Origin of the sequence: Paenibacillus sp. FSL R5-0519 (genome assembly GCF_037974275.1) — a bacterium.
Lineage (GTDB): Bacteria > Bacillota > Bacilli > Paenibacillales > Paenibacillaceae > Paenibacillus.
The window spans coordinates 766,337-781,586 of record NZ_CP150234.1; the positions used below are offsets into that span (position 1 = coordinate 766,337).

Below are 15,250 nucleotides of genomic sequence, written 5' to 3' on the forward strand. Positions count from 1 at the left end.
CGTACATAACGATTATGTGAAAGAGGAGTGTAACCATGTCATCCCTGGACCCTGTTTTGCTCAGCCGGATACTAACCGGCCTGACCCTGTTCGTACACATTATTTTTGCCTCTATCGGAGTAGGCGTTCCCCTTATGATTGCTTTGGCCGAGTGGCGAGGACTACGAACCAATGATATGCATTACACCTTGCTGGCACGTCGGTGGGCACGAGGTTTTGTCATCACCGTTGCCGTTGGTGTCGTTACAGGCACCTCGATCGGATTACAGCTTAGTCTGCTGTGGCCGATGTTTATGCGGGTAGCGGGTCAGGCCATTGCCCTGCCACTGTTTATGGAGACGTTTGCCTTTTTTATCGAGGCGATCTTTCTGGGAATTTACCTCTATACATGGGATCGTTTCAAAAAAAAATACACGCATATGCTGTTGTTGATTCCGGTAGCTCTTGGTTCATCTGCCTCTGCGATTTTCATTACGACGGTGAACTCCTTCATGAATCAGCCTCAGGGGTTCACCCTGATTAATGGCATCATGAAGGACATTCATCCGATTGCTGCCATGTTGAATCCGGCAACACCAACCAAGGTGTCCCATGTACTCGCCTCATCCTACACTCTAAGTGCAGGTATCCTGGCGGGGATAGCCGCCTTCAGTTTGCTTCGGGGACGGGATCATGTGTATTACAAAAAAGCACTAAAACTCACGACGGTATCTGCGCTTGTCTTTGCCATCAGCACCGTCATGATCGGGGACTCTTCCGGTAAATTCCTGGCGAAATATCAGCCGGAGAAGCTGGCTGCCGCAGAATGGCATTTCAAGACGATGAAAGAGGCACCGCTTGTCTATGGGGGCATTTTGGATGAGAACAATGAAGTGAAATACGCCATTGAGATTCCTTATGCACTCAGCATTTTGGCGGGGAATCGTCCTGATACGGAAGTGAAAGGTCTCGAAGAATTTCCAGCGGATCTGAGGCCACCACTGTCCATTCATTATATGTTCGATCTGAAGGTCACAACCGGAGTGATCATCCTGATGATTCCTGTGTTATATGTACTGCGTCGGTGGTTGCCAGGGCGCAAGCCATATCCCAAATGGCTGTTGCTCGGCATTGTCTTGCTAGGGCCACTGGCCATGATTGCTATCGAGCTAGGGTGGATGTTCGCTGAAGTTGGCAGACAGCCTTGGATTTTACGCGGGTATATGAAGGTGTCGGAAGCAGCTACGACGTCGACTTCGGTAGGATGGATGCTGGTGTTGTTTATTATGCTGTATCTGATTCTATGTTTCTCGTGCATTCGAGTGCTCAGCAAGCTGTTCCGCAACAAGGAAGCAGAGAAGGAACTGGCGTCTCTGGGGCTTGAAGGAGGGATTGTACATTGAGCTTCGAAATTGCAGGCATTGCGATATTGTGGACGTTTTTGTTCGGTTACCTGATTGTCGCTTCAATTGATTTTGGTGCTGGGTTCTTCAGCTTTTACAGTATTTTGACCGGGCACGAGAACAAAATTCATAACATCATTCAGCGCTACCTGTCTCCCGTGTGGGAAGTGACGAATGTGTTCTTGATCTTTTTTGTGGTCGGCTTGGTCGGGTTTTATCCGGACAGCGCCTTCTACTATGGGACTGCGTTGCTGGTTCCGGGTTCTTTGGCCATTGTACTGCTTGCCATCCGGGGGGTGTATTACGCATACAATACTTATGGCAACCATGGGCAGAACAGCCGGATCTACATGGCATTGTACGGAGCGACGGGCTTGCTCATTCCGGCGGTATTCTCCACCATTTTGGCGATATCCGAGGGCGGAATCATTGAGCAGGTGGGCGAAGAGGTGTTTTTTCGCTGGCGTGAATTTTTGACGAATCCCTATACCTGGTCGGTTGTTTTGCTTGCACTGGTCAGTGTGCTGTATATCTCGGCGATGTTTCTTTCCTATTATGCAAAAAGGGCAGGGGATGAGCCGGCATTTGAGGTGCTTCGAGAGTATGCACTGCTGTGGAGCTTGCCTACCATTTTTGCGAGTTTTCTGGCATTTCTGCAGATTAACAAACAGAATCCCGCACATTTTGAGCAGATGGTGAATATCTCATGGATGTTCATTGCTTCGTTTATCTGCTTTGTCATTGCGGTGTCGCTGGTGTGGAAACGCAAATATCTGGGCTGGTGTTTTATCGCTGTCATGCTTCAGTTTGCCTTTGCCTGGTATGGTTACGGGCGATCCCACCTTCCGTATATCCTGTATCCCTACATTAATATCTATGACAGCTTTACTAATCGTACGATGGGGATTGCGCTGATTACGGCGTTCAGCCTGGGGCTGCTCGTGCTGATTCCGTCGCTTGTGCTGATTATGAAGCTGTTCCTGTTCGATGCCAATTATGTACGTGGTAATTCTGGTAAAAAGAAAGGATGAGTCTGTTCATGCTGCTGAACATGTTCCTACTTATGACTCCCTTGCTGTATCCACTATCTTCTGAGGGTGTCACGGGGATACCCGGTATAACCGGGTTGAGTTTTTTTGAGACATTCACGATTATGTATGCCCCGCCACTTATTATTATGGCTGCGATTGTCTTTCTGTTCATATATCTAGCCGTATGCAAAAATCCGAAGGATTGATTAACTGGTACGTGCATTCCCGTTTGGGGTAATCTGTTGTTAAGAAATCAGGAAGGGAGGATGACCCTTTCATGCCCAAAATCCGTTATAACAATATTGATAATGTAAGTACGGACAAAACGCTGAAGGAATTCAAGCAATGGAGGGAGCAGCGGCGCAATAAAGTGAAGGACTACTCCTACACCGTGCCCAAACACCCGCCTGAACTGGATTATCTGCATGCCAATCGGGAGGACACGAGTATTACCTGGATTGGTCACTCCACGTTTTTCATTCAATATTATGGATTGAACATCGTGACTGACCCGGTGTGGGCCGAAAAAATGGGATTTCAACGAAGACTCGGTGCCCCGGGGATTCCGATTCAGGATATTCCACCATTGGATGTCATTCTGATATCCCATTCCCACTATGATCATCTGCATCTGGCTTCCCTGCGGAAGCTGATTACCGCCAAGACATTGCTGATCGTACCTGATGGTCTGAAGCGCAAGATGATTCGCAAAGGTTTCCATCGGTGCCATGAGATGAAGTGGTGGGAACATATTACACTCGGCGGAGTCAAAATAACCTTTGTCCCTGCACAGCACTGGACGCGCCGGACGCTGTTCGATACCAACACGTCCCACTGGGGCGGTTATGTGTTGGAACAGCATCATCTAGCAACGACTTCTGCAGCGGAAAGTGCTGCAACAAAGAGCGATCAGGATCATTCATCCACGGTGGAATCAGGGAAGAACAAATCACCCAAAGATTCGGGTGGCCCGCCTGTGTTGTATTTTGTAGGGGATACAGGTTATTTCCAGGGGTTTAAGACGATTGGAGAGCGCTTTGACATTGGTATTACCCTGATGCCCATCGGTGCTTATGATCCGGAATGGTTCATGACTTCTCAGCATGTGACACCTGAAGAAGCACTACAGGGGTTCGTTGAAACCGGCTCTCAGCTTATGGTGCCCATGCACTACGGCACATTCAAGCTGGCAGATGATACGCCTAAGGAAGCACTGGATCGTCTGGAAGTTGAACGTGAACGGCTAGGCATTGGTAAAGAGCGGATTCGGGTGCTTGGCCATGGCGAAACGCTTCGCATTCGGCATGAAGAAGGTAAACAGGACTAACAAAAGGGAGCCAAATATGTTAATGTAGGGGTATACCCGCATGAACAGTATTTTTACCAAGTCTTTAATCAGTAAAAAGCGGCCAATTTTCGAATTTGCCGCTTTTTTGTGTTATAATATGGTGCCAGAATAGGCATCGGGATATTGAATCCAGGATTTACGCAACTTGCTATTCATGCAGTATGCAGATTAACCAATAAAGGATGGTATGCTTAATGATCAGTACAAGCGGCATCACGCTCCGCTACGGAAAACGTGCACTTTTTGAAGATGTAAATATCAAATTCACACCAGGAAACTGTTACGGCCTCATCGGCGCCAATGGAGCCGGCAAATCAACATTTTTGAAAATTTTGTCCGGTGAAATTGAGTCAAACTCGGGAGAGGTGCACATCACCCCGGGCGAACGTATGGCCGTTTTGAAGCAAAACCACTTTGAATATGATGAGTATCCGGTTCTCGAAACGGTAATTATGGGCCATAGTCGCCTCTATGCCATTATGAAAGAAAAAGATACACTGTATGCCAAAGCAGACTTCACAGAAGAAGACGGACTGCGTGCAGGTGAGCTTGAAGGTGAATTTGCAGAGCTTAATGGCTGGGATGCTGAGCCGGATGCAGCGGCACTCCTGATCGGTCTGGGTATCGACCGTGACATGCACGATAAGAAAATGAATGAACTAAGTGGTAACGAAAAAGTTCGTGTCCTGCTTGCACAAGCATTGTTTGGTCGTCCAAACAACCTGTTGCTCGATGAGCCTACCAACCACTTGGATCTCGAATCCATTCAATGGCTTGAGAACTTCTTGATGGACTATGAAGGTACTGTTATTGTAGTATCCCATGACCGTCACTTCCTGAACAAAGTATGTACACACATTGCGGATATCGACTTTGGTAAAATCCAGCTGTACGTAGGTAACTATGACTTCTGGTACGAGTCCAGCCAATTGGCACTTGCGTTGCAACGTGATGCCAACAAGAAAAAAGAAGAGAAGATTAAAGAGCTTCAAGCCTTTATTCAACGTTTCTCCGCGAATGCTTCGAAATCGAAACAGGCAACTTCCCGGAAGAAACAACTCGACAAAATCACGCTGGATGACCTTCGTCCTTCGAACCGTAAATATCCGTTTATCAACTTCAAGCCTGAGCGTGAAGCCGGTAAACAATTGTTGACCGTAGATCGCATCAGCAAATCCATTGATGGTGTAAAAATGCTGAATGATATCAGCTTTGTCGTGAACAAAGGGGATAAAATTGCATTTGTTGGACCAAACGGGAATGCCAAGTCACTACTGTTTGATATTCTGATGGGTGAAACGGAATTGGATAGCGGCGAATACACTTGGGGTGTAACCACAACTCAAGCTTATTTCCCGAAAGACAACTCCAAATATTTTGATGGTGTAGACATGACGCTCGTGGATTGGCTCCGTCAATATTCCAAAGATCAGGATGAAACGTATCTGCGTGGATTCTTGGGACGTATGCTGTTCTCTGGTGAGGAATCCCTGAAAAAGGCAAGTGTACTCTCCGGGGGAGAGAAAGTTCGCTGTATGCTGGCGAAAATGATGCAGACGGGTGCTAACGCATTGATTCTGGATGAGCCTACGAACCACTTGGATCTCGAATCCATCACAGCGCTGAACAATGGTATGATTGACTTTGACGGTACTATGCTGTTCACATCCCATGACCATCAGTTCATTCAAACCATTGCTAACCGGATTATCGAAATTACGCCGAATGGCATCATTGATCGCCAAATGAGCTATGACGAGTATCTGGAAAGTGATGAAATCAAAGAACTGCGCAATAAAATGTATCCGGTAGAAGCTTAAACGAAGCATCATCTACGGCGCATTTTCATAGAAATACGAAAGAACCGCAAGCCTCTGTGAAGAGGGCTTGCGGTTCTTTTTGTAATCTAATGGGTTTCTCTGCGGCCTTAAGACCTAAGATCCACCAGTACGGCGACGTTGGTTGTTAGGCTTCTTGTTGTTTTGACTCTTCATCGCTTTGGGTCCGCCTTCAAAGTAGGCGCTGGATTGGTTACCGGAATTTGCTTGTTCTTTCTTTTGCGCCAGCTTTTGGCGTATAGCATCCTGCAAACTGACCTTTTTCGGTTCGTTATTTTCGCTCATCGTTATTTCCCTCCCGGTCTTACAGTGAGCCGTCCAAATTGGACGGGATGTACCTATTTTATACGTTTTATAAAAGCCCCACAAGGGCAACCTGATAAAATGCTCAAAACCTTTGGTTTTACCCAGGCCAACATTCTTTCTCATTAACTACAGCCCTGCCGTCTGGCAACTTTGTTTCGGCTTGCCTACAGCAATGCAGCCTGGCAACACTGTTTCTGTAGACCCACACGCTCCGCATTTGGTAACATGAAAAAACCGTAATACGAAACGTTAAAGGAGTGTCGCCCGGTTGAACGCTTATGAAGAAATTCGAAAAGGGGAGCGAGGGGCTTGGGTTAGTATTGTAGCCTATCTCGTCTTGTCTGCCTTTAAGCTGATCTGTGGATATGTATTTGCTTCCAGCGCCTTGTTGGCCGATGGTTTTAATAACCTTACGGATATTGTGGCATCTGTTGCTGTATTGATCGGGCTTCGGATCTCCCAGAAACCACCTGATTCGGATCATGCCTATGGTCATTTTAGAGCGGAGACTGTTGCTGCTTTGGTGGCTTCATTTATTATGGCTATGGTTGGGCTGCAAGTATTGGTTGAAGCGGTTCGCTCCTGGTATGAGGGAGCCTTTGTTGCTCCAAACCTCTGGGCGGCAGCTGTGGCTGTAGTCTGCGCTGTGGTGATGTTAGGCGTGTATCGTTACAATCACCGTCTGGCTAAACAGATTAATAGTCAGGCTCTGATGGCAGCGGCAAAAGATAATCGTTCAGATGCCTGGGTCAGCATAGGCGCTGCCGTTGGAATTATAGGTGCGCAGTTTGGACTTCCATGGTTGGATAAGGTAGCTGCCATTGCTGTAGGTCTGTTGATCTGCAAGACGGCTTGGGAGATTTTTCGGGATTCTACACATCGTCTTACTGATGGGTTTGATCAAAAAGAGCTGACGGATCTCAGATCCTCCGTAGCTCGTGTTCCCGGTGTTGAGAAAATCAAGGATGTAAAGGCACGTGTGCATGGAAGTCATGTACTTGTGGATGTGGTTATCGAAGTGGACGGAGGCTTGACCTTGATTGAAGGCCATCAAATCTGTGACAGAGTGGAAGAGCGTCTGAAACGATCGCATAACATCATGCATGTACATGTACATGTTGAACCAAAGACAGAAGAAGTCACAGGGAACCCTTGAACAGGGAGTGAACATCCTGGAAAATCAAAAGAGGACAGCCGCGATTGTGCGGGCTGTCCTCTTTACTTATCGTTAGAACGATTATACGATGTTATTGAATGGCAACGTGGATCCACGCTTTGCCTTTCCAAGTGTACACTTGCACCCACTCGCCACCGTCGAATCCGTCAACCACTTCACCTGTTGTATCGATGACTTGGGAGCTCAATGCACCGATTGGTTTACCGTTAGGTGCATCATAGAACCAAGTGCGCTCCAGAAGGTTCAGCAACATTGTAGGTGCCAGAACTTCATCGCCTGGTTTTACAAGTGGCTCTTCAAACATTTTATCATCTGTAGTTGTAGCTGGAGTTTCAGTTGTTGTCGAAGTACCTGTTGCGCCTGTAGTGTCTGTTGTTGTACCGGTTACTGTCTCAGCAGTACCTTCTACGGTGTCTACAGCAGGTTTGTTTACTTCAACAGCCGGAGTTGTTGTCGTTGTTGTAGCTTCTGTTCCATTTTCGGGAGTCACCGTTCCGGTAACCGCTTCCTCAGCACCAGCAGCAGCAGCCATCGAACCCATCAACGTTAATGCAGCGGCAAAACTTACGATTTTTTTCATTTGTTTTTCCTCCTCGGTTAGGTATGTAATTTGTTGTCCTGTGTTAAAAGTAACCAAGCGAGCTACCTTATGAATCACAAATTATAACAATATTTTCTTGCATTCTCCAGTGTCAACTGGCGCATATGTGGGTATATAGCAAGCCTGTAAATATCATACTTCGGTGGGATAAAACCGGGTTGGCTATCTCAAAAAGGTCCTAATTTTATGAAATTCATGGGAGTGCAGTTTGGAATAAAGCAGGAGGGAGTGCAATACATAATATAGAAAAGTTGACCTATGCCTAAAAAACGCACAAAAGCCAATCGGCTTGGTAGCACGATCGGCTTTTGTATGTATTCGTTAATATGACTCAGTCCAATTAGAGCTGAGTTTATCGCATTCGGCTGCGTCCCGTAATGAGGGAGATGACGAACAGTACAACAAAGATGAAGAAGAGTACTTTCGCGATTGAAGCAGCTGCTTCAACAATACCGAAGAATCCAAAAATACCTGCTACCAGTGCAATAATTAGAAATAATACAGACCATTTCAACATAAGGTTTCATCCTTTCGTAACTTGATTGTGGAGTGAGTTGTGTTCACCTCACCGCCCTGTGTAGTCTAACTTTAACCGAGGGCTATCCAGTTGAAACATTGGTTTTTTTTCCAAGCGTGAGCATATTTGAAGTAACATGAAATTTTGTTTCGTCCGGGAAAACGCCGGGTAACTATAGCAATAACAAACTGATGCACATGTGGAAAGTGAGGTTCTTCTATGATCTATCAAATTAGCGTGGCCCTGATTGCAGTGGCATTTGCAGTCCTTGTTTTCTTTTTAATTCGTACCTTGAAATCCGCTCAGGGTTCCTTGGACAATGTCTCACAGACATTGCAGGAGGTACAGAAGACCATTGATGAACTTAGTTATGAAGTGAAGCAAACGGTAAGACACGCCAATGATATTACCGCGGATGTACAGCACAAAATGAAAAAAATTGATCCTGTTATGGAATCTGTTGAGAATCTGGGAGAAGTGTTGAATGAAGTAACGGCAGCAGCTAAACAAGTCTCCACGACACTGATGGCGAAATTTCAGACGAAACGAAACCATGCCGCAGATAAAACGCACGCTGAACCGTCTCATGTAACGCCACCACCTGATACATCAACAGATCGTACCTTGCAATCCTATGAAGCTACATATAATGGTGATGCTAAGGGCGGGAAGAACTGGATGAAGTATGTCGATGTTGCCGCGAATGTATGGCAACGAATGCGTAAATAACATGATCGCTTTGTAATCCATGAAGAAACCTTCAGAGCGGTGATGAACCTGATGAAAGGGTGAGAATCATGATGAAACTACTGCTTGTGATGTTTAGCGTAATTTCTCCCTTTTCCGTTCAACCGGCAGCGGTACCCGCTGCTCACGATATGCAATGGACGGCAATGGAAGAGAAGGCATCAGAGGTGACTCTGGCTGTTGATCGATCCGAGACTTTCCAGCATTTTCGGACTCTGAATGGGATTTCTTTGGATGACACCATAGATGACTTGTCGGCCAAGAAGGGCCAGGCGGTGTATAAACAGGAAGATCCTTATCTGGGATGTCCTGAATATCACTTTCGTGATGTGAAGGTTGGCTTGTGTGAAGATACAGATGTCATTCAATATGTGCATATCGATGCATCTGAAGATCACATCATGTTAAACGGAGAGAGGATCGAGATGAAGATTGAAGCGATCCATCATGCTCTTGGGAAACCATATTATGTGGCCGAGGACGGAGAAGTATTTCTCCGTGGAGATCAGGCGTTAAAGGTATATATGAAGTCAGGCTCCAGCCAGATTGATGGCATTGATCTTTTTGATGATACCGTATCCTGATATTGGTTCATACCAAATCGTTTCAATCCCATATAGTATGGTTATATACTAAGTAGCTCGATACAGAAGATGAAATCAGAGGAGAGTGGAAACGATGAATTCAACCAATGAGCAAGCTTATGCAAAAGTGGTAGAAAACGGAGTCCAAGCGGTAGAAGCGGTGAAAGAATTGCAGATTACCGGATACCTTGCTGATCATATCTTTGTTCTCGCCCATGAGAAGGATCGTACAGATCGAATTGCCGATACAGCAGATGCCAAAGAAATTGGCATAAAGGAAGAAGGCGTATTTGATTCCTTGGCGAATCTGTTCCGCTCACGTGGTGACGAACTCCGGGCCAAAATTGTTTCGATGGGATTCACTGAAGCCGAAGCTGACTTTTACGAGAGTGAGTTGGACAAAGGTAAAGTACTCGTCATTGCCAAAAAGAAAGATTAATCAATATAGCGTTAGAAGTTGAAGTTTGCTGAACATGGACAAGCTTCTCAATCACTTAGGTAAAATGCTTAATCAAAAACATAGATAAGGAATGGGGCTTTCCCCATTCCTTATCTATGTTTTTGCAAGTTTGGAAGCGGGATCAGGACGCTGCAAAAACAGGGCGAAAAGCGGTGAAGATTACCCGTGATGGTGCCATTTACTGATAGAGTTTTTTTGTTTTTACGATTATAGTTATACTAGGAATTATTATGTCTACTGCCGTTTTGTATGAAAAAATTGTATAATTAACGTTCGTTTTTACCTAATAAGAATCGACAAACCCGGACGCCACAGATAAGGAGATATCAATGAGAATACTTATTGTTGACGACAATCCGACGAATGTCATTATCATTCGAGAAATTCTTAAAAAAGAGAACTATCGTGACATTGTAACGGCGAGTTCCGCCATGGAAATGTTTGAAGTGTTGGGAATTGGGGAGGAAAGCAACGAAGTTCGTCCAAAACCGTCGGATATTGATCTGATTTTGCTGGATATGATGATGCCCGAGATGGACGGCATCGAAGCATGCAGTATTGTGCAGAAATTTGAAAATTTGAAAGATATACCGATTATTATGGTGACTGCCATCGGAGACTCGAAGAAACTTGCCGAAGCATTGGATGCAGGTGCATCTGACTATGTGACCAAACCGATTAATAAAGTCGAACTGATGGCCAGAATTCGACTCGCACTTCGTTTGAAACAGGAGAAGGATTGGCATAAAGAGCGAGATCAGCGTATTCAGGATGAACTCAAGTTGGCAGCAATGGTTCAAAATGCTGTATTAACTCCGGCAATTAGAGACCCTTTGTTCCAAGTGCATGCCATCTATAAACCTTCTTTTGAGCTTGCGGGTGACCTGTATTCATGGTATCCGCTAGGGGAAGGGCGTTATGGGGTATTGCTGCTCGACATGATGGGACACGGAATATCTTCATCCTTATTTACGATGTTTATCGCTTCTGTCTTGAAAGATACAGTGACCACCTACGTCGATCCAGAGAAGGTTATTCAGGAGTTGAACCGTCGCTTCAATCAGCTCCATTTAGGGAAACAATTGGTACAGTACTATTTCACAGCAATTTACCTGGTTGTGGATACACGGATGAAGCGTATTGATTATGTCAACGCAGGACATCCGCCTGCATTATTCTTCCGAGATGACGGCAGCGTCACTACTTTTGACAGCGTCTGCTGTCCAGTTGGGTTATTTGACAAAATGGATATTGAGCCACAAACGATCCATTACGAGGGCGATGGACATATCGCGCTTTATACAGATGGATTATTGGAAACTGTTCAGGGTGGACAGGAGGAACAACATGAATTCCTGGTCGGAAAACTGAGCGGTTCACATCAATGGAATGAAGATGCCATGCAGACACTGTTTTTTGACGACGAGATTTCACAGGAACGTGATGATGACAAGTGTCTGGTCTGGATTACGCTGGAAAAAGGAGCGGTTACTGAATGAAGATTAGAAATAAACTGCTGGTTGGATTTACCGCTCTGATGGCTATTTTGATCGTGCTCACGTTTGTGAGTTATGAACGGCTAAACAGCAGTAATCAACAGATTGATCAGATGTATCAGGAACGTTATCTCAAAGTACGGTTCACTTCAGCAGCGCGTGGAGAGGTTAATGACATTGCTAAAGTGCTGGCTAACTTGTTGTTGAATCCCAATAATTCGACTGCTGCTGCGGACGGTGACCTGAAAGACATGAAGGAGCGGGGGGATCGTAACCTCGAAGAAGTGAGAAATCGGGCGGACAGTGCACCTGAACATCAGTTGGTGGATCGTGTGAATACTGCATGGGGTGCGTATACAGACTATGCCACGAGACAGATTAGCCTGATGTCTCAAGGACGGGCAGAAGATGCAAATAACTACCGTAATTCAACAGGACTCGCGGTACAGAAAGAAGCCGTGGATAGTTTAAATGCCCTCTCCCGATACCAGGATCAAGAGATTGATGCCGAGATTAAGAGTGCTAACGCAGCGTATACAAGAGCAGTGCAGATTACGATAAGCATCATGATTGCGGGGTTGTTGCTTGCATTAGGTGTCATTATGTGGGTGCTGCCGAGTATTACACGGGGGCTGAACACTGTATCCATGATGATAACCAGCTTTGGTAAAGGCCGTTACCGGACCATCCGGCGCATTCAGGTCAAGTCTACGGACGAGATCGGTCAGATTGCGACGGTGTTCAAGGATGTATCTAGCGATCTGGAAGAAAAACTGGAGATCGAAAGAGCTTATGTACAGGCCCAACAGGATCAGAATTGGATGAGTTCGAATATTGCAAGAGTTCCGGAGTTGCTCCGTGGAATTGGATCCATTCGCCAAATTTCACAGATGTTTATCAGTGAGTTCACACCTGTGCTTGGTGCTCAGTTGGGTGTTGTCTATCTGGTCGATGAGGAGAAACATCCCGACGAGCTGAGACGCTACGGTGCATACGCATTCGAAGAGAATGAAGATGTTGGTAAGGAAATGTATCGCATCGGTGAAGGTCTGATTGGTCAAGCCGCGCTGGATATGACACCGATTATTCTGGAAAATACGCCTGAAGATTACGTGCATATTGGTTCAGCTTCAGGCTCAACACGTGCTGCGGGTATCATGATCTATCCTGTCGTGTTTGAAGATGAACTGATTGGTGTAGTTGAACTGGCTTCCTTTGAAGGTTTCAATGAACTGCACAAGCAGTTATTCACACAACTGATTATGAACCTGGGTGTAATTTTGAACAACGTTCGACGTCGTTTGCGTGTGGAGGAGCTGCTGCGTGAATCCCAGGCACTGACTGAGGAACTGCAGGTTCAATCGGAAGAATTACAGACACAGCAAGAAGAACTTCGTCGTTCCAATGAGAATCTGGAGGAGCAGACAGAGGCGCTTAAACGCTCGGAGGAATTGTTGCAGCGTCAGCAAGAAGAACTGGAGCATTATAACACGGAGCTTATTGCCAAAACGCGGGCACTTGAAGAGCAGGTACGTGAAGTCGAAGAGAAAAATGACGAAATTGAGAAAACAAAGACACAGTTGGAACAACAAGCTACGCAACTGTCGATGACGAGCAAGTATAAGTCCGAATTTTTGGCGAATATGTCACATGAACTTCGTACACCACTGAATAGCCTACTCATTTTGTCTCAGTTATTGTCGGAGAACAAGGGTGGAAACCTGACTGACAAACAGCAGGAATATGCGCAAACCATCTACATGTCGGGTGCGGATCTGCTGAAGATGATTGATGAGATTCTGGACCTGTCCAAAGTGGATGCTGGTAAGATGGATATCAATTATGAGACGGTTCGAATGGAAGAGCTGACCAGCTTTGTTCAGCAAAACTTTGGACCGATGGCAAATAAAAAAGAGCTGAACTTGAACATCGAATTCGACAGCGATTTACCGGAATGGGTGTACACAGACAGTCATCGTGTCAAACAGATTTTGCGGAACTTGTTGTCAAACGCATTTAAGTTTACCAATCGTGGTTCGGTTAGTCTGATTGGACGACGGATGAAACCGGAAGAATTGCCGGGATATATGAACACCAATCAGGCATATCTCGGATTTAGTGTGAAAGATACGGGCATTGGTATTCCATCAGATAAGACGGATCTGATCTTTGAAGCATTCCAGCAAGTAGATGGGACCACAAGTCGCAAATACGGTGGAACTGGCCTGGGATTGTCCATTAGCAGGGAGCTGGCACGCTTGCTTGGTGGCGCAATACAGGTGGAATCTTCCGAAGGCGAGGGTAGCTGCTTTACCTTGTACCTGCCGGATAATCATGAAGAGGAAGCACTGGCGGAGGATGGGGCTTCAAAAGAAGCAGCTGTATCCTCGGAGGAGCTTTATGAACAATCCATCGAAACACGGACCATGCTCTCAAGTCATCAGTCGATCCTATCTCCTGATCCGGAGCGAAGCGTGGGTACAGATCTGTCTCCTAGCCATACTACGGATGTCACGCAGATCGAAGATGATCGGCATAATCTTATGGAAGGTGACAAAATTCTTCTTATCATTGAGGATGATGTGAACTTTGCACATATTTTGATAGATATGGCGAGAGGAAGAGGATTCAAAGCACTTGTTGCCCTTCAAGGGGATAAAGGTCTGGAAATGGCCCGTCAATATCTGCCGGATGCCATCATCCTTGATATTCAACTGCCTGTTATGGACGGTTGGACCATTCTGGGTGAACTGAAGAGCAGTTCGGCAACACGTCACATCCCGGTACATGTCATTTCAGTCATTGATGATATGAAGCAAGGTTTGATGATGGGCGCCATTGCGTATCTGAAAAAACCTTCCAGCAAGGATTCACTGGATAAAGCTTTCTCGCATATCAAATCATATACCGAGAATCAGTTGAAACGACTGTTGATTGTGGAAGATGATGAAATTCAGCGTAAAGCCATCATTGAATTGATTGGTCATGATGATGTAGCAATTACAGCAGTATCCACAGGTAGCGAGGCATTGAATGAATTACACAGCCAGCGTTATGACTGCATGGTACTGGATCTCATGTTAACGGATATGACCGGTTTTGAGTTGCTCGACCAGATTCGGGATGATGAATATCTGAACGATCTGCCGATTATAATTTATACAGGTAAAGAACTGGATTCCAAGGAAGAAATGAAGCTGCGCAAATATGCGGAATCCATCATTATCAAGGATGTGAAGTCACCGGAACGTCTGCTGGATGAAACCACATTGTTCCTGCACCGGGTAGAAGCCAATCTGCCGGAAGACAAGCGTCGCATCTTGCAGAAGTTACACAACAAGGAAACGTTGTTTGAAGGCAAAAAGATATTGCTTGTTGATGATGATATCCGTAATGTATTCGCTCTTTCAAGTGTCCTTGAAGGCTATCGTATGGATGTAACATTTGCAGAAAATGGCCGTGAGGCTCTGGAGATTTTAGAGAAAAATCCGGAATTTGATCTGGTACTTATGGATATGATGATGCCAGAAATGGATGGTTATGAAGCGATGACACGAATCAGACAGATCCCTCAGTTTGAAAAGTTGCCTATTATTGCGCTCACGGCAAAAGCCATGAAAGAGGATCGCGGCAAATGTATTGAGGCCGGAGCATCTGATTATGTGAAAAAACCGATTCAGACAGATCAATTGTTATCCTTAATGCGCGTATGGTTATATTCGTAAGTTCATTATTCGGAAGTTCATTGTTTGGGTAATGAAAG

Annotated in this window: 13 protein-coding genes; 10 read left to right on the forward strand and 3 right to left on the reverse strand. The window is 45.6% G+C overall.

Annotation, left to right across the window (positions count from 1 at the left end; genetic code table 11):
• Nucleotides 1-35: 35 nt before the first annotated feature.
• The 4 genes from MKY73_RS03250 (at nt 36) to MKY73_RS03265 (ending at nt 5,581) form a co-directional block, all read left to right on the forward strand.
• Entirely contained in the window at nt 36-1,382 is a 1,347-nt protein-coding gene (locus MKY73_RS03250; RefSeq protein ID WP_339305634.1) for a cytochrome ubiquinol oxidase subunit I, read from the forward strand.
• On the forward strand, nt 1,379-2,413 hold the full coding sequence (locus MKY73_RS03255; RefSeq protein ID WP_339257415.1) for a cytochrome d ubiquinol oxidase subunit II: 1,035 nt from the start codon (nt 1,379-1,381) through the stop codon (nt 2,411-2,413). Before MKY73_RS03250 ends, MKY73_RS03255 begins: the two co-directional genes overlap by 4 nt.
• 277 nt (nt 2,414-2,690) lie before the next feature.
• Nucleotides 2,691-3,740: an MBL fold metallo-hydrolase gene (locus MKY73_RS03260; RefSeq protein ID WP_339305636.1), complete on the forward strand. Its 1,050-nt coding sequence runs from the start codon at nt 2,691-2,693 to the stop codon at nt 3,738-3,740.
• 215 nt (nt 3,741-3,955) lie between these two features.
• Entirely contained in the window at nt 3,956-5,581 is a 1,626-nt protein-coding gene (locus MKY73_RS03265) for an ATP-binding cassette domain-containing protein (RefSeq protein ID WP_091038559.1), read from the forward strand.
• Between the two features lie 114 nt (nt 5,582-5,695).
• Here the strand turns inward: MKY73_RS03265 and MKY73_RS03270 are convergent, their stop codons facing one another.
• Nucleotides 5,696-5,884: a hypothetical protein gene (locus MKY73_RS03270; protein ID WP_017692261.1), complete on the reverse strand. Its 189-nt coding sequence runs from the start codon at nt 5,882-5,884 to the stop codon at nt 5,696-5,698.
• A gap of 289 nt (nt 5,885-6,173) precedes the next feature.
• On the opposite strand from MKY73_RS03270, the gene MKY73_RS03275 reads away from it, so the two are divergent.
• Nucleotides 6,174-7,061, forward strand: coding sequence for a cation diffusion facilitator family transporter (locus MKY73_RS03275; RefSeq protein WP_339237738.1), 888 nt, complete (start codon nt 6,174-6,176; stop codon nt 7,059-7,061).
• A 91-nt stretch (nt 7,062-7,152) separates the two neighbouring features.
• Here the strand turns inward: MKY73_RS03275 and MKY73_RS03280 are convergent, their stop codons facing one another.
• Entirely contained in the window at nt 7,153-7,662 is a 510-nt protein-coding gene (locus tag MKY73_RS03280; protein WP_339237736.1) for a hypothetical protein, read from the reverse strand.
• 373 nt (nt 7,663-8,035) lie between these two features.
• Nucleotides 8,036-8,200 carry a DUF1328 domain-containing protein gene (locus tag MKY73_RS03285; RefSeq protein WP_017692264.1) on the reverse strand — a complete coding sequence of 55 codons (165 nt, stop codon included), beginning with the start codon at nt 8,198-8,200 and terminating at the stop codon, nt 8,036-8,038.
• 219 nt (nt 8,201-8,419) lie between these two features.
• Between MKY73_RS03285 and MKY73_RS03290 the strand changes: the two genes are divergently transcribed.
• From MKY73_RS03290 to MKY73_RS03310, 5 genes are all read left to right on the forward strand, one after another.
• The gene (locus tag MKY73_RS03290) at nt 8,420-8,929 is read left to right on the forward strand and encodes a DUF948 domain-containing protein (protein WP_339305638.1); all 510 of its coding nucleotides are present in this window, start codon (nt 8,420-8,422) and stop codon (nt 8,927-8,929) included.
• 68 nt (nt 8,930-8,997) lie between these two features.
• The gene (locus MKY73_RS03295) at nt 8,998-9,531 is read left to right on the forward strand and encodes a hypothetical protein (protein ID WP_339237732.1); all 534 of its coding nucleotides are present in this window, start codon (nt 8,998-9,000) and stop codon (nt 9,529-9,531) included.
• Between the two features lie 94 nt (nt 9,532-9,625).
• Nucleotides 9,626-9,970, forward strand: a complete 345-nt coding sequence (locus tag MKY73_RS03300; protein ID WP_339305640.1) for a general stress protein — start codon at nt 9,626-9,628, stop codon at nt 9,968-9,970.
• A gap of 350 nt (nt 9,971-10,320) precedes the next feature.
• Nucleotides 10,321-11,490 carry a fused response regulator/phosphatase gene (locus MKY73_RS03305; protein WP_339305641.1) on the forward strand — a complete coding sequence of 390 codons (1,170 nt, stop codon included), beginning with the start codon at nt 10,321-10,323 and terminating at the stop codon, nt 11,488-11,490.
• Entirely contained in the window at nt 11,487-15,212 is a 3,726-nt protein-coding gene (locus MKY73_RS03310) for a response regulator (RefSeq protein WP_339305643.1), read from the forward strand. The genes MKY73_RS03305 and MKY73_RS03310 overlap by 4 nt, the downstream gene beginning before the upstream one ends.
• The last annotated feature ends 38 nt before the right edge of the window (nt 15,213-15,250 follow it).

What these genes read in the sequence shown, in the direction of transcription:
- MKY73_RS03300 (WP_339305640.1), top strand. Translation starts at nt 9,626, where the DNA reads ATGAATTCAACCAATGAGCAAGCTTATGCAAAAGTGGTAGAAAACGGA.
- MKY73_RS03290 (WP_339305638.1), top strand. Translation starts at nt 8,420, where the DNA reads ATGATCTATCAAATTAGCGTGGCCCTGATTGCAGTGGCATTTGCAGTC.
- MKY73_RS03265 (WP_091038559.1), top strand. Translation starts at nt 3,956, where the DNA reads ATGATCAGTACAAGCGGCATCACGCTCCGCTACGGAAAACGTGCACTT.
- MKY73_RS03280 (WP_339237736.1), bottom strand. Translation starts at nt 7,662, where the DNA reads ATGAAAAAAATCGTAAGTTTTGCCGCTGCATTAACGTTGATGGGTTCG.
- MKY73_RS03285 (WP_017692264.1), bottom strand. Translation starts at nt 8,200, where the DNA reads ATGTTGAAATGGTCTGTATTATTTCTAATTATTGCACTGGTAGCAGGT.
- MKY73_RS03310 (WP_339305643.1), top strand. Translation starts at nt 11,487, where the DNA reads ATGAAGATTAGAAATAAACTGCTGGTTGGATTTACCGCTCTGATGGCT.
- MKY73_RS03260 (WP_339305636.1), top strand. Translation starts at nt 2,691, where the DNA reads ATGCCCAAAATCCGTTATAACAATATTGATAATGTAAGTACGGACAAA.
- MKY73_RS03305 (WP_339305641.1), top strand. Translation starts at nt 10,321, where the DNA reads ATGAGAATACTTATTGTTGACGACAATCCGACGAATGTCATTATCATT.
- MKY73_RS03295 (WP_339237732.1), top strand. Translation starts at nt 8,998, where the DNA reads ATGATGAAACTACTGCTTGTGATGTTTAGCGTAATTTCTCCCTTTTCC.
- MKY73_RS03270 (WP_017692261.1), bottom strand. Translation starts at nt 5,884, where the DNA reads ATGAGCGAAAATAACGAACCGAAAAAGGTCAGTTTGCAGGATGCTATA.
- MKY73_RS03250 (WP_339305634.1), top strand. Translation starts at nt 36, where the DNA reads ATGTCATCCCTGGACCCTGTTTTGCTCAGCCGGATACTAACCGGCCTG.